Annotated in this window: 15 protein-coding genes; 6 read left to right on the top strand and 9 right to left on the bottom strand. The window is 44.6% G+C overall.

The annotated features are described in order from the left end of the window. Positions 1–75 precede the first annotated feature (75 nt). From R7Z10_RS04430 to napF, 6 genes are all read right to left on the bottom strand, one after another. The gene (locus R7Z10_RS04430; protein ID WP_005373546.1) at positions 76–210 is read right to left on the bottom strand and encodes a TIGR02808 family protein; all 135 of its coding nucleotides are present in this window, start codon (positions 208–210) and stop codon (positions 76–78) included. An 11-nt stretch (positions 211–221) separates the two neighbouring features. Beyond that, entirely contained in the window at positions 222–800 is a 579-nt protein-coding gene (locus R7Z10_RS04425) for a NapC/NirT family cytochrome c (RefSeq protein ID WP_005373542.1), read from the bottom strand. Positions 801–828: 28 nt separating this feature from the next. Continuing rightward, a complete protein-coding gene (locus tag R7Z10_RS04420) occupies positions 829–1284 on the bottom strand; it encodes a nitrate reductase cytochrome c-type subunit (RefSeq protein ID WP_005389061.1) in 456 nt (151 codons plus the stop codon). A 78-nt stretch (positions 1285–1362) separates the two neighbouring features. Further along, positions 1363–3852 carry a periplasmic nitrate reductase subunit alpha gene (gene napA, locus R7Z10_RS04415; RefSeq protein ID WP_005389060.1) on the bottom strand — a complete coding sequence of 830 codons (2490 nt, stop codon included), beginning with the start codon at positions 3850–3852 and terminating at the stop codon, positions 1363–1365. After that, a complete protein-coding gene (locus R7Z10_RS04410) occupies positions 3849–4157 on the bottom strand; it encodes a chaperone NapD (RefSeq protein WP_005373535.1) in 309 nt (102 codons plus the stop codon). Before R7Z10_RS04410 ends, napA begins: the two co-directional genes overlap by 4 nt. Before the next feature lie 47 nt (positions 4158–4204). Continuing rightward, positions 4205–4690 (bottom strand): ferredoxin-type protein NapF, encoded by a 486-nt coding sequence (gene napF, locus R7Z10_RS04405; RefSeq protein WP_081107471.1) that lies wholly within the window; start codon positions 4688–4690, stop codon positions 4205–4207. A gap of 247 nt (positions 4691–4937) precedes the next feature. Between napF and narQ the strand changes: the two genes are divergently transcribed. Further along, positions 4938–6674: a nitrate/nitrite two-component system sensor histidine kinase NarQ gene (gene narQ, locus R7Z10_RS04400; RefSeq protein WP_025998659.1), complete on the top strand. Its 1737-nt coding sequence runs from the start codon at positions 4938–4940 to the stop codon at positions 6672–6674. Positions 6675–6678: 4 nt separating this feature from the next. Continuing rightward, positions 6679–7293, top strand: a complete 615-nt coding sequence (locus R7Z10_RS04395) for a response regulator (protein WP_031777156.1) — start codon at positions 6679–6681, stop codon at positions 7291–7293. A gap of 90 nt (positions 7294–7383) precedes the next feature. On the opposite strand, the gene R7Z10_RS04390 is transcribed toward R7Z10_RS04395, so the two are convergent. Beyond that, positions 7384–7557, bottom strand: coding sequence for a hypothetical protein (locus R7Z10_RS04390; RefSeq protein WP_005373524.1), 174 nt, complete (start codon positions 7555–7557; stop codon positions 7384–7386). 261 nt (positions 7558–7818) lie between these two features. On the opposite strand from R7Z10_RS04390, the gene R7Z10_RS04385 reads away from it, so the two are divergent. Continuing rightward, positions 7819–8682 carry a DUF6279 family lipoprotein gene (locus tag R7Z10_RS04385; protein WP_318104093.1) on the top strand — a complete coding sequence of 288 codons (864 nt, stop codon included), beginning with the start codon at positions 7819–7821 and terminating at the stop codon, positions 8680–8682. A 170-nt stretch (positions 8683–8852) separates the two neighbouring features. Beyond that, positions 8853–10082 carry a peptidase T gene (gene pepT / locus R7Z10_RS04380; protein WP_031781280.1) on the top strand — a complete coding sequence of 410 codons (1230 nt, stop codon included), beginning with the start codon at positions 8853–8855 and terminating at the stop codon, positions 10080–10082. Positions 10083–10164: 82 nt separating this feature from the next. On the opposite strand, the gene R7Z10_RS04375 is transcribed toward pepT, so the two are convergent. After that, on the bottom strand, positions 10165–10629 hold the full coding sequence (locus R7Z10_RS04375) for a dCMP deaminase family protein (protein ID WP_005373515.1): 465 nt from the start codon (positions 10627–10629) through the stop codon (positions 10165–10167). 419 nt (positions 10630–11048) lie between these two features. Between R7Z10_RS04375 and vmeY the strand changes: the two genes are divergently transcribed. After that, positions 11049–12176, top strand: coding sequence for a multidrug efflux RND transporter periplasmic adaptor subunit VmeY (gene vmeY / locus R7Z10_RS04370; RefSeq protein WP_017635193.1), 1128 nt, complete (start codon positions 11049–11051; stop codon positions 12174–12176). An 8-nt stretch (positions 12177–12184) separates the two neighbouring features. Further along, positions 12185–15337, top strand: coding sequence for a multidrug efflux RND transporter permease subunit VmeZ (gene vmeZ / locus R7Z10_RS04365; RefSeq protein WP_005373507.1), 3153 nt, complete (start codon positions 12185–12187; stop codon positions 15335–15337). An 89-nt stretch (positions 15338–15426) separates the two neighbouring features. On the opposite strand, the gene R7Z10_RS04360 is transcribed toward vmeZ, so the two are convergent. After that, positions 15427–17196: a methyl-accepting chemotaxis protein gene (locus R7Z10_RS04360; RefSeq protein WP_025767924.1), complete on the bottom strand. Its 1770-nt coding sequence runs from the start codon at positions 17194–17196 to the stop codon at positions 15427–15429. Positions 17197–17268 lie beyond the last annotated feature (72 nt).

Here is a 17268-nt window from a genome sequence, read left to right as displayed (position 1 = left end):
AATAAAAAGCGCCGAGCATTTGCTCGGCGCTCAGTGTCAACAAATAGGCTAGTTGACGAGTAGAGATGCGTTACGTTACACCTCTTTATCCTTACCAAATGACAGCAGCCAGAGAGAGATTGCTGCTACCGCCACAAAGCCGGAAAGAATAATCACTGGCATAGCACTGTAGCCAAGGATATGCCAAATTACAGATTCTAATGTACTCATGGTAAGTCTCCTTAGTGCCAGCCTTCAACGCCGCTCATGTCTGGTAGTTTGTGCGCAATACCTTTGTGACAGTCTACACATGTTTTCTCGCCTGAAGCTAGAGCGGTGGAGTGTTGTTCTGCCGCACGTGATCCTTGCTGAGAGTAATCCATGAAATCAAACTCATGACAGTTACGACATTCAAGAGAGTCATTCTTTTTCATACGTGCCCACTCTCGTTCTGCGAGGTGTCCACGACGCTCTTGGAACTTCTCTGGCGTATCGATCGTCTTCGTTACGAAGTGTGCAAATAGCTCTTTAGATGCCTGTACTTTACGAACGATCTTATCCGTCCATTCATGAGGAACGTGACAGTCTGAACAAATCGCACGAACACCAGAACGGTTGGAGTAGTGAATTGTTTCTTGAATTTCAGCAACGATCGGCGCGTGACAGCCAGAACAGAATTCTTCTGTGTTGGTTGCTTCCATACCTGTGTTGAATGCGCCCCAAAATAGAAGGCCACCAGCGAAGCCTAGAAATAAAACCACACCAGCGGCAGCTTTACTCGGGCTCGACAGTCTCTTCCAAAACGCTTTAAGTATTTTCATAAGTAACCTCTTAGTACTCGCGTTTCAATTACTGAAGCGAATCGACTGCCTTAAACTCGTTTTCCACTAGTGGTTTTGCATCCGTTTGTGGAACGTGACATTGCAAACAGAAGTAACGACGAGGAGACATATCTGCCAGTACCGCATCTTCTCTGTTTACATAGTGCGTTACGCTAATTTTAGTCGCACCTGACTCTTTTGCATTTTTCCAGCTATGGCATGCAAGACACTTGTTAGCATTTAACGAAATTTCGTAGTGACGAATGCTGTGTGGGATCAACGGTGGTTGATAAACATAGCTGTCTTCAACAATTTGATCTTTAGGGAAGTCTTTGAACTCGTCTGCTGGACGCGTATCTTCCAATTGAGACATTCCACGTAAAGATTCTAGACCTCCAATACCACCTGGATTATCCAACTCAGCTTGCGCAATGCCTGTCACTAACGCACCTACAGATAAAACTGCGACAAGTAATTTTTTCATCATTTCATCTCCGCCTTTATGGCTTAAATTCTTTATTAGGCCGCCATAATGACGGCCGTAGCATTCAGTATCTGAAGGTTAAGCAATCTTAGTGATTTTGACTGGGCACTTCTTAAAGTCTGTCTGTTTAGACAGTGGATCAGTCGCATCTAGGATAAGCTTGTTAATCAAAATACGTGCATCAAAGAACGGTACGAATACCAAACCTTTTGGCGGACGGTTACGACCGCGAGTTTCAACACGAACGCGTACTTCACCGCGTTTGTTTGCCATGAGTACTTCTTCACCACGACGAACATTGCGTGCTTTTGCGTCTTCTGGGTGCATGTAACACACTGCGTCTGGTACTGCTTTGTATAATTCAGGTACACGACGAGTCATGGTGCCTGTGTGCCAATGTTCAAGAACACGACCAGTACATAACCACATATCAAATTCATCGTTCGGTACTTCTGGTGGCGCTTCGTATGGCGCGGAAATGATCTTCGCTTTGCCATCAGCATTGCCGTAGAAGTCCCAACCAGAGCCTTCTTTCGCGTATGGGTCTGAACCTTCTTTAAAGCGCCACTGTGTTTCCTTACCATCAACAACAGGCCAACGTAGACCACGTACTTGGTGGTAGCGGTCGTATGGAGCCAAATCATGCCCGTGACCACGGCCAAATGTTGCGTATTCCTCAAACAGACCTTTTTGAACATAGAAACCGAAGTGGTGAGCATCGTCATTCAGTTCACGAGCTTCTTCGATAGGGAATTTGTCGACGTTACCATTGCGGTAAAGTACGTCGTACATTGTTTTACCACGGTATTGAGGCGCTTTCGCTAGAAGCTCTTCAGGCCATACTTCTTCCATTTTGAAGCGTTTCGAGAACTCCATTAGTTGCCAAAGGTCCGATTTTGCTTGACCGACTGTGCCCACTTGTTGGTACCAAGCTTGGGTACGACGCTCTGCGTTACCGTAAGCACCTTCTTTTTCAATCCACATTGCGGTAGGAAGAATAAGGTCTGCTGCTTGTGCTGTTGCTGTCGGGTATGGGTCAGACACAACGATGAAGTTTTCTGGGTTGCGGTAACCTGGAAGACGTTCTGTGTTGATGTTTGGACCGGCTTGCATGTTGTTGTTACATTGAACCCAGTAACAGTTCAGAACGCCGTCATTCAGCATACGGTCTTGCAATACGGCGTGGAAGCCAGGTTTTGGTGGAATCGTACCTTCTGGCAGTTTCCAGATGTCTTCTGCAATCTTACGGTGTTTAGGGTTAGCAACCACCATGTCCGCTGGTAGGCGGTGAGCAAACGTACCAACCTCACGAGCGGTACCACATGCTGATGGTTGGCCAGTTAGTGAGAATGGGCTGTTCCCCGGAGTCGAGATCTTACCGGTTAGTAGGTGGATGTTGTAAACCAAGTTATTCATCCATACACCACGAGTATGCTGGTTCATACCCATCGTCCATAGAGACATCACTTTCGTGTTTGGATCCGCGTATTGCTTCGCAAGCTCGATAAGCTTCTCTTTCTCAACACCAGAGATTTCAGATGCTTTTTCTACTGTGTATGGCGCTACTGATTTCTTGTACTCTTCGAATGAGATAGAAGTGAGTTTGCCAGAGTTCGGGTTCTTCGCTGCTTTTTGTAGCGGATCATCGTCACGTAGACCGTAGCCGATGTCAGTGTCTGCTTGAGTGAAGTTCGTGTGTTTGTTCACGAAGTCCCAGTTTACTGCATCGTTTTCGATGATGTAGTTTGCGATGAAGTTAGCAATTGCAAGGTCAGACTGAGGATTGAAAATGTAGCCGTGGTCTGCCAACTCAAATGAACGATGGTAGTAAGTAGAAAGCACGTTCACTTTAACGTGAGGGTGGCTTAGGCGGCGGTCAGTAATGCGAGTCCATAGAACCGGGTGCATCTCTGCCATGTTTGAGCCCCAAAGAACGAAAGCGTCTGCGTTCTCAAAGTCATCGTAACAACCCATTGGCTCATCGATACCGAATGCGCGCATGAAACCTACAACGGCAGAAGCCATACAGTGGCGAGCGTTTGGATCAATGTTGTTTGATCGGAAGCCTGCTTTCATTAACTTTGATGCAGCGTAGCCTTCCATTACTGTCCATTGGCCTGAGCCAAACATACCTACGCTTGTTGGGCCTTTTTTCTCGAGGGAAGCTTTCCATTTCTCAGCCATGATGTCGAAAGCGTCATCCCACGAGATAGGTGTAAATTCACCATCTTTGTGGAATTTGCCATCTTTCATTCGTAGCATCGGTTGAGTTAGACGGTCTTGACCGTACATGATCTTAGAAAGGAAGTAACCTTTGATGCAGTTCAGACCTTTGTTTACTGGTGCTTCTGGGTCACCCTGTGTTGCTACCACTTTGCCGTTTTGAGTGCCAACAAGAACAGAACAGCCTGTACCACAGAAACGACAAGGTGCTTTGTCCCATGTGATTTTGGTTTGATCAGAGCTTGCAATCAGGTTGGCTGCAGATGCTGGTAGTGTCACACCTGCGACAGCAGCAGCTGATGCAGCCGCGTTTGCTTTCACAAACGCACGTCTTGTCATTTTCATACTTCACCCTCGATTTGGGAATGTTGTGTTCCAGTGTCTTCTTCATCCGTTTCTTCAAGCCCAGTTTCGATTTGGTGATAAACCAATACCGTGCTTAAGACGTTCGGTAAATTGTTAATGGCATCGATAGTGTCTGTGATGAAACCTTGGTTCTCAGTTTCAAGTACGACGATAATCTTGCCTTCAGGACTGTCACCATAGATTTCCGCATTTTCGTGTGCTTCTATCTTTTGTTTGATTTCGTCCAAATGTTCCGGCAGCACATGTACTACCAAACTTGAAATATGCACTTCATTTAGTGACATATAGCTCTCTCATTTATTTTTATTGCCTTTGGCCGACGACATTCGGCTTAGGCTGTTGTATTGCTCACATTGATGGATGAAGTCGGGCACACTGAAACACAGGCGCCGCAGCCGTTACACTCATCAAGGTCTAAATTGGGTTGTGCTACTTTCCCCAGTTCTAATTTGAACTGAATCGCCATCGGGTCGCACATATCCCCACAGCTTCGGCATTCGACATTTTGTTTTGCTAAGCAGTTATCGTTGATACTTGCTTTTGCTTGCCAAGGTTGTTCTGTTTCTGGCAAGAAAAGGGGCTCAGGACAGGCGTTTGCACATTGATAGCAAAATGTGCATTCATCGATGGAAAAATCGACCGAGGGGAATCCGCCATCACTTTTGGTTATAATCTTTGTTTCACAGGCCTCAATGCATTTACCGCAGCGAGTGCAATCGTCCGTAAACTGTTGCGGTTTAGTTAACCAAGGCAAACGTACGACGTTGTCGGGGTGCGCTTTTCTTGCAAAGAGTCTTCTTCTGGAAAGGTCTACCACTTAGTCACCTCGAAACTTGGAACCCAAACTAAGCATAGTCCACAATTTTCATTAATAAACTGTCATTTAAACTAACGAAATTGTAGTTTTTGACATATTTGTATAAATACCTCTTAGGGGGTAAATGGTATGCAATATTGTTTTGGATCAATAAATTCCGTCGCAGGTGATCACATATTGATAAAGTTGAAAGGTAATGGGTTCATTGCACGTACAAATAGGATTGTTAATGGGCGAGGAACTCAGATTGTTTAAAAATGTGAAAAAGTCGGTGACGCGCACGATTGCGTCCGCAATGCTTCTTATTTTGCTGCTCTCAGTTGCTACGACTGGTTTTGCGATTTTTACGTTAGCGTCCAGTTTGAACGATGCTGAAGCCGTCAATGTTGCTGGCTCGATGCGAATGCAAAGCTACCGTCTAGCGAATGATATTCAGGTTAAATCTGTTGACTATTCTTCACATATTGACGCATTTGAAAATTCGATATATTCACCTTCAATGAAAGCGCTTCAGCATTGGTCTGTGCCTGAAGACATCACTCACGATTACTACCGCCTTATTATCAGATGGCATGAACTCAAGGCGGTGCTTAGAGGAGACAACCCGGCAGAATATCAACTCCTAGTGGCCGGTTTTGTTGAACAAATCGATGAGTTTGTATTTAAGCTGCAAAGCTTTTCGGAGCAAAAACTGATTAACTTAGCCTGGATCGGCGGGTTAGGGTTGGGTGGCATCCTTTGTGTCAGTATGTTTGTCGTTCATTTTGTGCGCCTCGAAGTTGTTCGGCCTCTGCGTGCCTTAGTTTTTGCTAGCGAGCAAATTAAAAATCGCTCATTTAATATATCGCTCAATGTATCCAGCGATAATGAAATGGGAATACTGACTCGAACCTTTAACCGGATGGCGACAGACCTTGGTAAGTTGTACCGAGGATTAGAACAAGCGGTTGATGAGAAAACACGTAAATTGCAGCATGCCAACCAGTCTTTAGAAGTGCTTTACGACTCGTCAAAAGAACTCACGGCGTCGCGTATTAATCAAGACAATTTCCAGGCGATTTTGCAGCATATCGTCAGTCTTGAGGGCATTAAAGCGGTCAAACTTGAAATCGAGCAGCTAGGAGAACCGAGCTGGATATTGATGGAAGGAGAAGAATGCTGCCAAGATTGTGATGAAGATTGCCACGGTAAAGCCCTGATGCTAGATGGTGAGCACTTGGGCTATTTATATTGGAAAGCAGGGTTACCTTGTCCGAACGAGGCTCTTATTGACAACTTCGTGCAGATTTTATCACGCGCCGTGTATTACAATCGGGCGCAGCGCCAAGCAGAACAAATTCTGCTGATGGAAGAGCGAGCCACTATTGCTCGGGAGTTGCATGATTCATTGGCTCAAGCACTCTCTTACTTAAAAATTCAGGTCGCTTTGTTAAAGAGAAGCGTAAAGAACTTGCCTGACGAAAAGGCGATCGCGCAGGCTAATCAAGTTATTGCTGAGCTAGATACGGGCTTATCTGCCGCGTATACGCAGTTACGCGAGTTACTGACGACGTTTCGTCTTACGATTAAAGAGGGCAGTTTTGGCCAAGCATTGCAAGACATGGTTGAAACGCTCAGTGAACAAACTGCTGCGGACATTACGCTAAAAAATAGACTTTCATCAACTGAACTGGATGCACATCAGCAGGTTCATTTACTACAGTTGATAAGAGAAGCGGCAATTAATGCAATCAAACATGCGCAAGCAGATAATATTCACATTCAATGTCTCGATAATGATGGAAAAGTCACAGTAACCGTTAGCGACGATGGAATAGGCTTTGAACATCAAGACGAAAAATTAAATCATTACGGTATGAGTATCATGCAAGAGCGGGCCGCTAGACTGCATGCCGATCTGCACATCGAAGCATCGATAAACAAAGGTTGTACCGTAAAATTAGAATTCCAACATAGTAAGGAAGTAAACAGTGACAGTGTGTAAAGTAATGCTGGTGGATGATCATCCACTCATGCGAAGAGGTATCCACCAGCTTTTAAGCTTTGAGCCTGAGTTTGAGGTCATTGCAGAAGCAAGTAATGGCGCGGATGCAGTAGCGAAAGCGCATGAGCTAGAACTGGATCTTGTACTTCTTGATCTTAATATGAAAGGCATGTCTGGCCTTGATACTTTGCAAGCACTGCGTGCAGATGGCTGTGAAGCCAGAATTGTCATTCTAACCGTTTCAGATAGCCCAGCAGATATAGAAGCAATAGTTCGAAGTGGTGCCGATGGCTATTTATTGAAAGACACTGAGCCTGATGAGTTGGTTGAGTTGCTAAAACAAGCGCATCAAGGGGACAAGGCATACAGCCAAGAAGTTTCTAAGTATTTGAGTGAACGCTCAGAGCAAGAGGACGTGTTTGATACACTGACCGATCGTGAATCTCAGATCTTAAGAGAGGTGGCAAGAGGTTTCCGCAACAAGCAAATTGCCGATCGTCTTTTTATCTCTGAGTCTACGGTTAAAGTACATATGAAGAGTTTACTTAAAAAGCTTCAAGTTCCTTCTCGTACTGCAGCAACCGTCCTTTATCTTGAGCGCTTTGGCGACATCAAATAACATTGTTGGATTTGAATCTGTAATAATAAATAAAATCAAACAGTTATATTGATTCTGACGAATAAAAAAACCGCCTGTTAGGCGGTTTTTTTACTTGTCTGGGCGAATAGAGTACAAGTCACTGTTGTGCTTACCACACTCCAAATAGTACTGATAAGCCACTTTTTTGCTTTCAGCAATGACTCTCATGCAGTGCATTTTCCCCTGTTCAAAATATCGAATCTCATATTCTACACTGGTATCAAGTTGCTCAGCGGCTGCCATACTTCGCCTCCATAAACCATCCAAAAAACATCCATGCAAGTTATATGCCGTTATAGGGAGCGTCGTTCGGTACGTTTTTTAGCCGATAATTGCGCTCTAACTCACTTTTTTGCGGATAGCTGTGATCAAAAAGTTAATTTCAAACTCTATATATTATTAAGGTGGCAATCAATATTTGTCACACTGGTGTAAGTTTGCCGCAATACTAAGTGATACAGGTTGAGTATAGAACTTAATCAACAGAAAAGGGAATACGAATAAGTGACTAAATTAAAGGGTGTATCTAATAAGGCGCTTCGTTATGGCCTTCTATTTTGTTTCGTATTTCTGCTTGCCGGTTGTGCGAAAAAGTTTTTATACAGCAATATCGATTGGTTCGTGCTCGATTACTTAGAGGACTATGTCTCGTTGCAAGGGGAACAAGAAGTCCTAGTGGAAGAGCGCTTATTACTGTTGGCAGACTGGCACAAGAAAGAGGAGTTACCATTATATATCGAACATTTAAAAGACCTTGAGAGATTAAAAGCGAGCGATATCACCTTAAATTACTTACAACAAAATCGAGATAGAATGCGAGCGCATTATGATAGAGTGGTCAGCAAAGCAGCACCAGATCTTTTTGCGTTAAGTTTGCAATTAACGAAAGAGCAAGAACGCGAGTTTTTGAGTAATGTACAAGAACATTATCAAGAGCGAAACGCAAAATATGCCGATAAGACAGAAGACGAAGTGCGTGAAATTATTCTGGATAACACTGAAGAGTGGATGGAAGAATGGCTGGGGAATCTATCAGGAAATCAGCGTCAATTAGCTCAAACATTTTCTCAGCAAGTTATTTTAAACAGCCCTTTATGGAGAGATTATCGAGCCACGGTATATCAAGAGCTCGAATACTTGTTCGACAACAAATCTAATGTTGTGACTTATCAAGATATATTTATGCGACTCTTGTTCGAGCCAGAGAGTTATTATAGTGAGCAGCTTTCTCAGAATATAGACTCTAACTTTGCATTGGTTGATCAACTGACATTAGATGTTTCTCGTTCGATGACCGATAAGCAATGGCGTCATTTTCGTGAAAAGGTTAAAGAGTGGCGAGTACTGGCTGAGGAACTTTTAGATTAAATTCATGCTTCAATGAGCGGAAGCAAAGCGCAAAAGCCTTTCTTATCAAAAAATGATTCAAAGCAAATTCTTATTGAACTAAGAGCGTAACATAGCGTGAGGTTTGATGAGGCAACGTCAGCTTATCAATGCATGATAAAGCCTCATCGTACAAAACAATGAGAATAAATATGAAACATTTAGTTGAAAGATTTCTTCGATACGTCACGTTTGATACCCAATCCAATCCACATGTGACGCTTTGCCCAAGTTCACCTGGTCAGCTTGTGTTTGCTGAGTTACTTAAAAAAGAGATGATCGAACTTGGCTTAAGTGATGTGACTTTGGATAAAAATGGCTACTTGATGGCTAAACTGCCAGCCAATGTTGATTATGAGGTTCCTCCTATCGGCTTCATTGCCCATATGGATACCGCGCCGGATGCATCTGGCAAAAACGTAAAGCCGCAATTCATCGAAGATTACCAGGGTGGCGATATTGCATTAGGGTTGGGGGATGAAGTGTTATCTCCCGTGCAATACCCAGATTTACATCACCTACATGGCCACAATCTTATTACTACCGATGGCACTACATTACTTGGCGCGGATAACAAAGCTGGTATCGCAGAGATTCTTTCCGCGGTAGCTCTGCTACTGGAAAACCCAGACATTCCACACGGCGACATTTGTATCGGCTTTACTCCGGATGAAGAAATCGGTCGTGGTGCAGATTTGTTTGATGTTAAAAAATTTGGCGCGAAATGGGCATACACTATAGATGGTGGCCCGCAAGGTGAATTGGAATACGAAAACTTTAATGCAGCAAACGCTGATGTAATTTTTCATGGTGTTAGCGTTCATCCAGGTACTGCAAAAGGCAAAATGGTCAATGCGATGAACTTGGCTGCGAAATTTCAAGTTCAAATGCCCCAAGATCAAACTCCGGAAACAACCGAAGGTTACGAAGGGTTCTTCCATCTAAAATCGGCAGAAATGGGCGTTGCACGAAGCGAGCTAGGTTACATTATTAGAGACTTTGACCGTCAAAGACTTGAGGATCGAAAAGCCTTTATGCAGAAACTCGTCGATGAAATGAACACGGGTTTACGCCATGGTTCTGTAGAGCTAAAAATAAAAGACAGCTATTACAATATGAGAGAAATGGTTGAGCCTTACCCTCATATCATTGAGCTGGCAAAGCAAGCGATGGAAGCGTGTGATGTGGAACCGATTATAAAACCTATTCGTGGTGGTACAGATGGTGCTCGTTTATCTTTTATGGGTTTGCCGTGCCCGAATATCTTCACCGGTGGTTTTAACTTCCACGGAATTCATGAGTTTATTTCTGTTGAAATGATGGAAAAATCAGTACTCGTTATTGTCAAAATTGCTGAGCTCACAGCAAAAAAACACAGTTAAAAGACTACGTCGAGACCTCTTGCAGATTTAATAACAAAATAGCCCAGATCTCTCTGGGCTATTTAACTATTAAGATGGGATACTAGCGCACGTCTTTGTCTTCAATTTCAATGTCTTCTAGCGGTAACCAGTCGACTTTCACACCCGCTTGATCGAACATATCTTGACTGACTTGGATTTTATCTCCCCAGCGAGATAAAAAGTCTTCAGACTGCTCAGGGCAGTGTACGTGTGAGATCCCTGTTTGAATGATCTTTGCCGCGCAGTTAGGGCAAGGAAAATGCGTTACCCAAATATCACATCCGTCTAAGTCACGTTTTGAGAACAAAATTGCGTTCTCTTCCGCGTGCAGTGTTTTAAGGTATTTCAACTCGCGCTCATCGGTGTCGACACTGTCAGAAACACCATGCGGATAGCCATTAAATCCAACAGATACAATGCGATTCTGTTTAGTAATAACGGCACCGACTTGTGTTGATGGGTCCTTACTCCAAGACGCCACTAGTTCTGCCATCTGGTAAAAGCGTTTCGCCCATTTAGAAATCATAGTCATCCTCTCTGTCGAAGGCGTTGAATTAATTGAATGATAACCCATTTATATTAAAAAAATAGTCAAAATCGGGGTCTTGAGTATGAAGGCGTCACTTTTTACCTTTTTAGCCACAAAACGTTCTTATCTTGAGCACTGAATCTCACTTTACGCCCGAATACAATACTCCCGTTAGTGTTTCCAAGCACACGCTAAAATTCGCGATCTCCTAAGGCGTATATTAAATAGTTATGATTGAGTTGTATGTATATTGCTCATTGAATACCACTGTTAACTAAATTACTTTATTTTCCTTTTGTTTCTCATGTTTACATTTAGAAACACCTTGGGCGCTTTTCAGTGAAGTTTTCAGTGGCAGCAAGGAGTAAGGTTGATAGGAATTCAACAATATCCTGTTCTATAAAGACGGTAAATACATGCAAAAGAAACCACTTGTCGCACTAATGGCGGCTACAGCAATCCTCGCTGGATGCGGGGAAGCTAATAATGCCCAAACGAAAGGTCAAGCGCCTCTCGTAGTGACTCAGGATGTCACGGTTATCGACTACCAACCGAGCAAGTCTTATATCGGTCGCATTGAAGCAGTAGAAGATACCAATATTACCGCGCAGATTTCTGGCTACTTAAAAGCTCGTCACTTTGAAGAGGGGCAAATGGTAGAAAAAGGGCAGCTCCTTTACTCTATCGAGCCATCTTCTTTTGAAGCCCAAGTCGCGAGTGCTAAAGCCGCACTTGCACAAGCTAAAGCGGCGCTAAAAAAAGCCGAATTAGATCATACTCGAGGTAAAAACTTGTTGCCTCGCGGTAGTATCTCTCAATCTGAGTTTGATGCTTTAACTGCGGCACTTCTTGGTGCGAGAGCAGAGCTAGAAGCGGCAAATGCTCAACTTAAACTTGCTGAAGTTAACCTTTCCTATACTCAAATCCGAGCACCTTTTAGCGGACGTATTAGTGATACCAAAGTGAGTACGGGTGATCTGGTTTCTCCGTCATCTGGCGTGCTGACAACTCTGGTGAGTTTAGATCCAGTTCATACCTCATTTAGTGTGAGTGAGCGTGAGCGTTTAGCTATGGGTATGGATCAAGTAAAAGGTGATGGCTCGGCTGAATCAAACCGCGTTGAAGTTCAGCTTGAACTGGAAAATGGACAGTTTTTTGAGCATCTTGGTAAGCTTGATTTCTTAGGTAATCGTATTGACACCAAAACGGGTACGATTGCTATGCGCGCGCTAGTGCCAAACCCAGAGCAGAAGTTACTTCCGGGTCAACACATCAAAGTGAACTTGAGAGATAAGAACACGAAAGACGTTATTGTTATCCCACGACGTGCCGTACAGACTGACTTAGAAGGTGACTTTGTGATGGTGATGGCTGAGGGAAGTGTGGCAGAGCGTCGTAACGTCGAGCTTGGCCCTCAGGTTGAACAAGGCATTATCATTCGAGAAGGGCTCGATCAGGAAGATACGGTTATTACACAAGGCCTACAACGTGTGCGTAATGGTGTAGAAGTGCGCCTTCAAGCACCTGCTGAAGATAAGCAGTAGGGGGCACTATGTTAAGTCGTTTCTTTATTCAGAGACCTAAATTCGCGCTGGTTATTTCGATCATATTAACGCTAGCCGGCGCGATCTCACTGGCGATTTTGCCAGTGGCTGAGTACCCACAGATAAGCCCGCCATCAGTAAGCGTTTCGGCTTACTACACTGGCGCGAGTGCGGAAGTTGTCGAGCAGGCCATTGCGGACCCCATAGAGACCTCAGTCAACGGCGTTGAGGATATGATATACATGTCTTCAAAGAGCGCGAACGATGGCTCTTACAGCCTAAACGTCACGTTCGATGTTGGCACCGATCCAGATATGGCGCAAGTTAACGTGCAAAACCGCGTGTCACAGATTGAGTCAAAACTGCCTCAAGAAGTTCGCATGGTTGGTGTGACGGTGAAAAAGCGTTCACCTGACTTGCTGATGGTACTTAACTTCTATTCACCTGATGGCAAATACGATGATCAGTTCTTGATTAACTACATTAACTTGAATGTAAAAGATCAGTTGGCTCGTGCGAAAGGTATCAGTGAAGTTAACGTGATTGGTGGTGGCGAATACGCAATGCGTGTTTGGTTAGATCCTGAAAAAATGGCCAACCTTAAGCTAACCACGTCAGACGTATACGCCGCTTTGGCTGAACAGAACGTTCAAGTTGCGGCAGGGCGTGTAGGTGCAGCACCATACAACAATCCGCAAGAAGTTCAGTTTAACCTTGTGACCAAAGGTCGCTTGGAAAGCGTGAGTGAGTTTGAGAACGTAGTCCTTCGAGCTAATCCCAATGGCTCTACGGTTTATCTGAAAGATGTTGCTCGCGTTGAACTAGGCAAAAAGTTCTACGATGGTAACGGTAAGTTCCGTGGCCAGGACGCGTCAATCGTTGCGTTGTCTCTTCAATCGGATGCGAATGCGTTAGAAAGTGGTCAGGCCGTCATGGAGCTCCTTGAAGGCTTGAGCAAAAACTTCCCAGAGGGAATGGAATACGAGACCAGCTACGATACAACCGTGTTCGTATCTGAATCGATCAAAGGGGTAGTAAAAACACTGATTGAAGCGATTCTATTGGTGATTGCTGTAACTTACTTGTTCTTGGGTAGTGCGCGTGCAACGTTGATTCCTGTTGTCGCGATCCCCGTTTCTCTGATTGGTACGTTTGCCATCATGCAGGCAACGGGCTTCACCATTAATACGGTTACTTTGTTTGGCTTGATCCTTGCGATTGGTATCGTGGTGGACGATGCGATTCTGGTTATCGAAAACGTCGATACTACCATGGCGAAAGACCCAAGCATTTCACCGCGTAAAGCGACGTTGCTAGCGATGAAAGAAGTAACGGGACCAATCATCACGTCGACCTTGGTTCTACTTGCGGTATTCATACCCGTCGCCATGCTGCCAGGTATCACCGGTATCATGTATCGCCAGTTCGCTTTGACCATCTGTATTTCGGTTGTGATTTCATCCATCAATGCATTGACGCTGTCTCCAGCACTTTGTTCTCTGGTATTGAAGCAGGGTGGGGGCAATACCGCTAACTGGTTCCAGGCTTTCAACCGAGGCTTAGAGCGCATCACTACGCGTTATGGCCAGATCGCTGGTTTCTTGGTGAAGAAGTCTTTACTGCTCGTGACGTTCTTTATAGTTGCTATCGCAGCGGTCACTTTCTTTGCGAAAACCACCTCTACAGCGTTTGTTCCTCAAGAAGATAAAGGCATTTTGCTGGTTAACGTACAGCTACCAGATTCAGCCTCTTTATCACGTACTGAAGAAGTCACCAATGATTTAATGAAAATGATCGGTGAAGAACCTGGTGTGGATGGTGTGACGGTTGCGAACGGTTACTCGTTTATGACAGGCGCAGCAGCATCAAACGGTGCTTCTGTATTTATCAAATTGCATGACTGGGATACTCGTAACTCGCTGCAAGGAGAGCACTCTGCTAATGCTATCGCGGCACGTATTAACGGTCGAGCGGCGACAGAGCTACCTCAAGCGGTTGTTTTTGCGATGGGACCACCGGCGGTTCCTGGTATGGGCGCTGCGTCTGGTTTTGAGTTTGTGCTTGAAGACACGCTAGGGCGAAGTCGTACCGATTTGTCGATGGTCATGGGAGAAATGATCCAAGCGGCTAACCAAGCGCCTGAAATTGCCTACACGTTTAGCACGTTCCGCGCGAATGTTCCGCACTACTACGTTGATATCGATCGTGAGAAAGCGCAGCAATTAGGTATTTCGCTGTCGTCTATTTTCCAAACCTTGCAAGGCAACTTAGGTTCGCTTTATGTGAATGACTTCACCATGTTTGGTAAGAACTTCCGCGTAACCATGCAAGCTGATAGCCAGCACCGTAGCAGCATGGAAGATCTAGAGCGTTTCCATGTTCGTTCTTCGAACGGTGATATGGTTCCGTTAAGTACGCTAGTGAGCTACGAGCAAGTGTTTGAGCCTGATGTGGCGTGGCGTTACAACATGTACCGCAGTGCTATCATTCAAGGCCAACCAGCTCCGGGTTACTCTAGTGGTGATGCGATTGCCGCAATGGAACGCGTTGCTGCTGAAGTTCTTCCGCAAGGGTACACGTATGAATGGACAGGTATGGCTTATCAGGAAGTGCTCGCGGGTAACCAAGCCATTTATGCGTTTGCGCTGGCTTTGATCTTCATTTACTTGTTTATGGTGGCTCAGTATGAAAGTTGGAGTATTCCACTGGCTATTATTTTGGTGGTCCCAGTAGCCACGTTAGGTTCCTTCCTTGCGTTAAATCTAACTGGCACGCCGCTTAACTTGTATGCCCAAATTGGTCTTGTCTTGCTCATAGCCTTGGCGGCGAAAAACGCAATTTTGATTGTGGAGTTCGCCAAGCAAGAGCGTGAAGAAAAAGATGCTGATATCGATAGTGCAGCGGTTAAAGGAGGCACGTTACGTTTCCGCGCTGTGAATATGACATCTTGGTCATTTATCCTGGGTATCTTCCCGCTTATCTTTGCCGCTGGCGCGGGGCACGTGAGTCAAAACTCACTCGGCGTGTCGCTGATTGGTGGTCTATTGTGTGTGCTTCTAGCAGGTACATTCTTGATCCCAGGCTTCTACGCTCTGGTGCAAAGACAGCGTGAGAAAGTTCATGGCGGCAACACCAAGCTGGTTCCTCTTGATGATGAATAATCACATCCGAAGTGCGCAGTAAGCACGAAGTGACAATTGAAAAAAAGCCCGAAGCAATGATTGCTTCGGGCTTTCTATTTTGAAAAGGGTTATTTTAGCGCAGTTTTGAATTGTGCGACGGCTTCATCCATATCATGAGCTTGAGCAGAGACAGAGTTCACTTCATGCAAGCATTCCTGAGCGGATTGCATGTTATTCTCAGATATTGCGTTTAGCTCGGTGATTGAACCGCTAACTTGGTTCATCACGATACCTTGTTCTTCAATTGCTGAAGCTATGCGCTCCGAATTACCTTGAATTGAATGCATGTCAGTAATGATCTGTTGCAGGCTAGAATCCAGTTTTTCAGAAGCATTAAGTGTTTGTTGCCCTTGATCGTTACATTGATCAATATCAGCAACAACTGTAGACATTTGAGTTTGAATGTCTGCAACGACCCGCGTGATTTCCTCTGTGGATTGATGAGTTCGGCTAGCTAGGGCGCGTACTTCATCGGCGACAACTGCAAACCCGCGGCCTTGTTCGCCTGCTCGCGCGGCTTCAATTGCTGCGTTGAGAGCTAGTAGGTTGGTTTGCTCTGCTATTTCTTGGATGATGTTCACGGCACCACCAATTTTATCTACATGCTGATTCAGCGAGCCAATCGACTGCTGGCTGTTTGATAAAATCGTGGTTAGTTGACCGATGTTGGTTACCGTCGCCTCAACAACTCCTCGACCTTGTTCGGCATTATTCGCTGCCTGATGTACGCCTTCTACCGCAACTGATGTGCTTTCAGAGATTTCACCTATTGTGGCAACCATTTGCTGAACTGCCGTCGCCATTGATGCAGTGTGGTCAGTTTGAGTGTGGAATTGCTCCATAACGCCTTCTAACTCACGATGCATATTATCGGTACTTGCAGTGAGTTGCGCCGATTTTTCTTGGGTACTGCTAATTAGATGCTCAAGCTTATCCAATAGGTCATTGAGGTGATGACTGATATCAAATAGCTCGTCTTGACCTTTCAAATCAGATCGAAGTCCCATGTTGTTCGTTTCGCTGATACTTCGAATGGTGCCAAGTAAGCTATTCACTCGCGTATTGATTGAACGTGAAATTTGCCAAATCAATGCGAAAATAACGACTAAGATCAGAGCTGTAATGACCTGCTTGATGGTCGACATTTGTTCATCACGTTGTGCGGCAGCAGAGCTAAGGGCTGTGGAAAAGGTTTCAAATTGCTCTTCTACGGCATGAGATAATGCGCGAGTTTCACCGAGTAGGCCTTTGTCATAAGCAACCCCAACAACTTGCTTTTGGGCCGCCAATTGCTTACCTGTTTTGATAAGCTCCGGAGCATATTGCCCCTCAAGCAAGTCACTATTGAATAGTCCTGCTTTTACCGCAGAGTCAAAACGGACTAATGCCAATAACTGCTGGTGGTCTGAACGTTGTTTTGCTTCTAATAGTGCTTGTTCGTAACCAGCGAGAAGCCCACTCTTTGAATCAAGCCCGTATCGTTGGTAAGCGCTGACCAGATTCTGAAAGCCCCTTTGGTATGCGAGCAAGTCTTGCTTAAATTGTTGACTGGAAGGTAATTCATTACTCTTGAGTATGTTCGCAAGCTCTTTTTCTGTGTCTATAAACTTGTCAACATTGGCGTCAAACTTATTTAGATATTTGTCATTACTACGTAGTAGGAAATCTTTTTCATTTCTGCGTAAGTTTAGTAAGCGTATTTCTAGATCACCAACGAGTTTGATGGCGTGATTAAGGTCATTGCTCTTATTTTCAAAATGGGATGACGTACCCAAAAGGGCCACGATGCCTAAAATGGCGATAACTCCGAGGAAGTAGAGTTTTTGCCTAATAGTCATATTGTTGTTTCCTGAATAAGTAACTAAAAAGAGAAATCCAATGAGATTTCCAAGGGCTAGCAAACGTTGTTC

The organism is Vibrio sp. Vb1018, from assembly GCF_033338775.1.
GTDB classification, from domain to species: domain Bacteria; phylum Pseudomonadota; class Gammaproteobacteria; order Enterobacterales; family Vibrionaceae; genus Vibrio; species Vibrio alginolyticus.
Note: the sequence above shows the minus strand (reverse complement) of the source record. Positions and strands in the feature narration are given on the sequence as shown.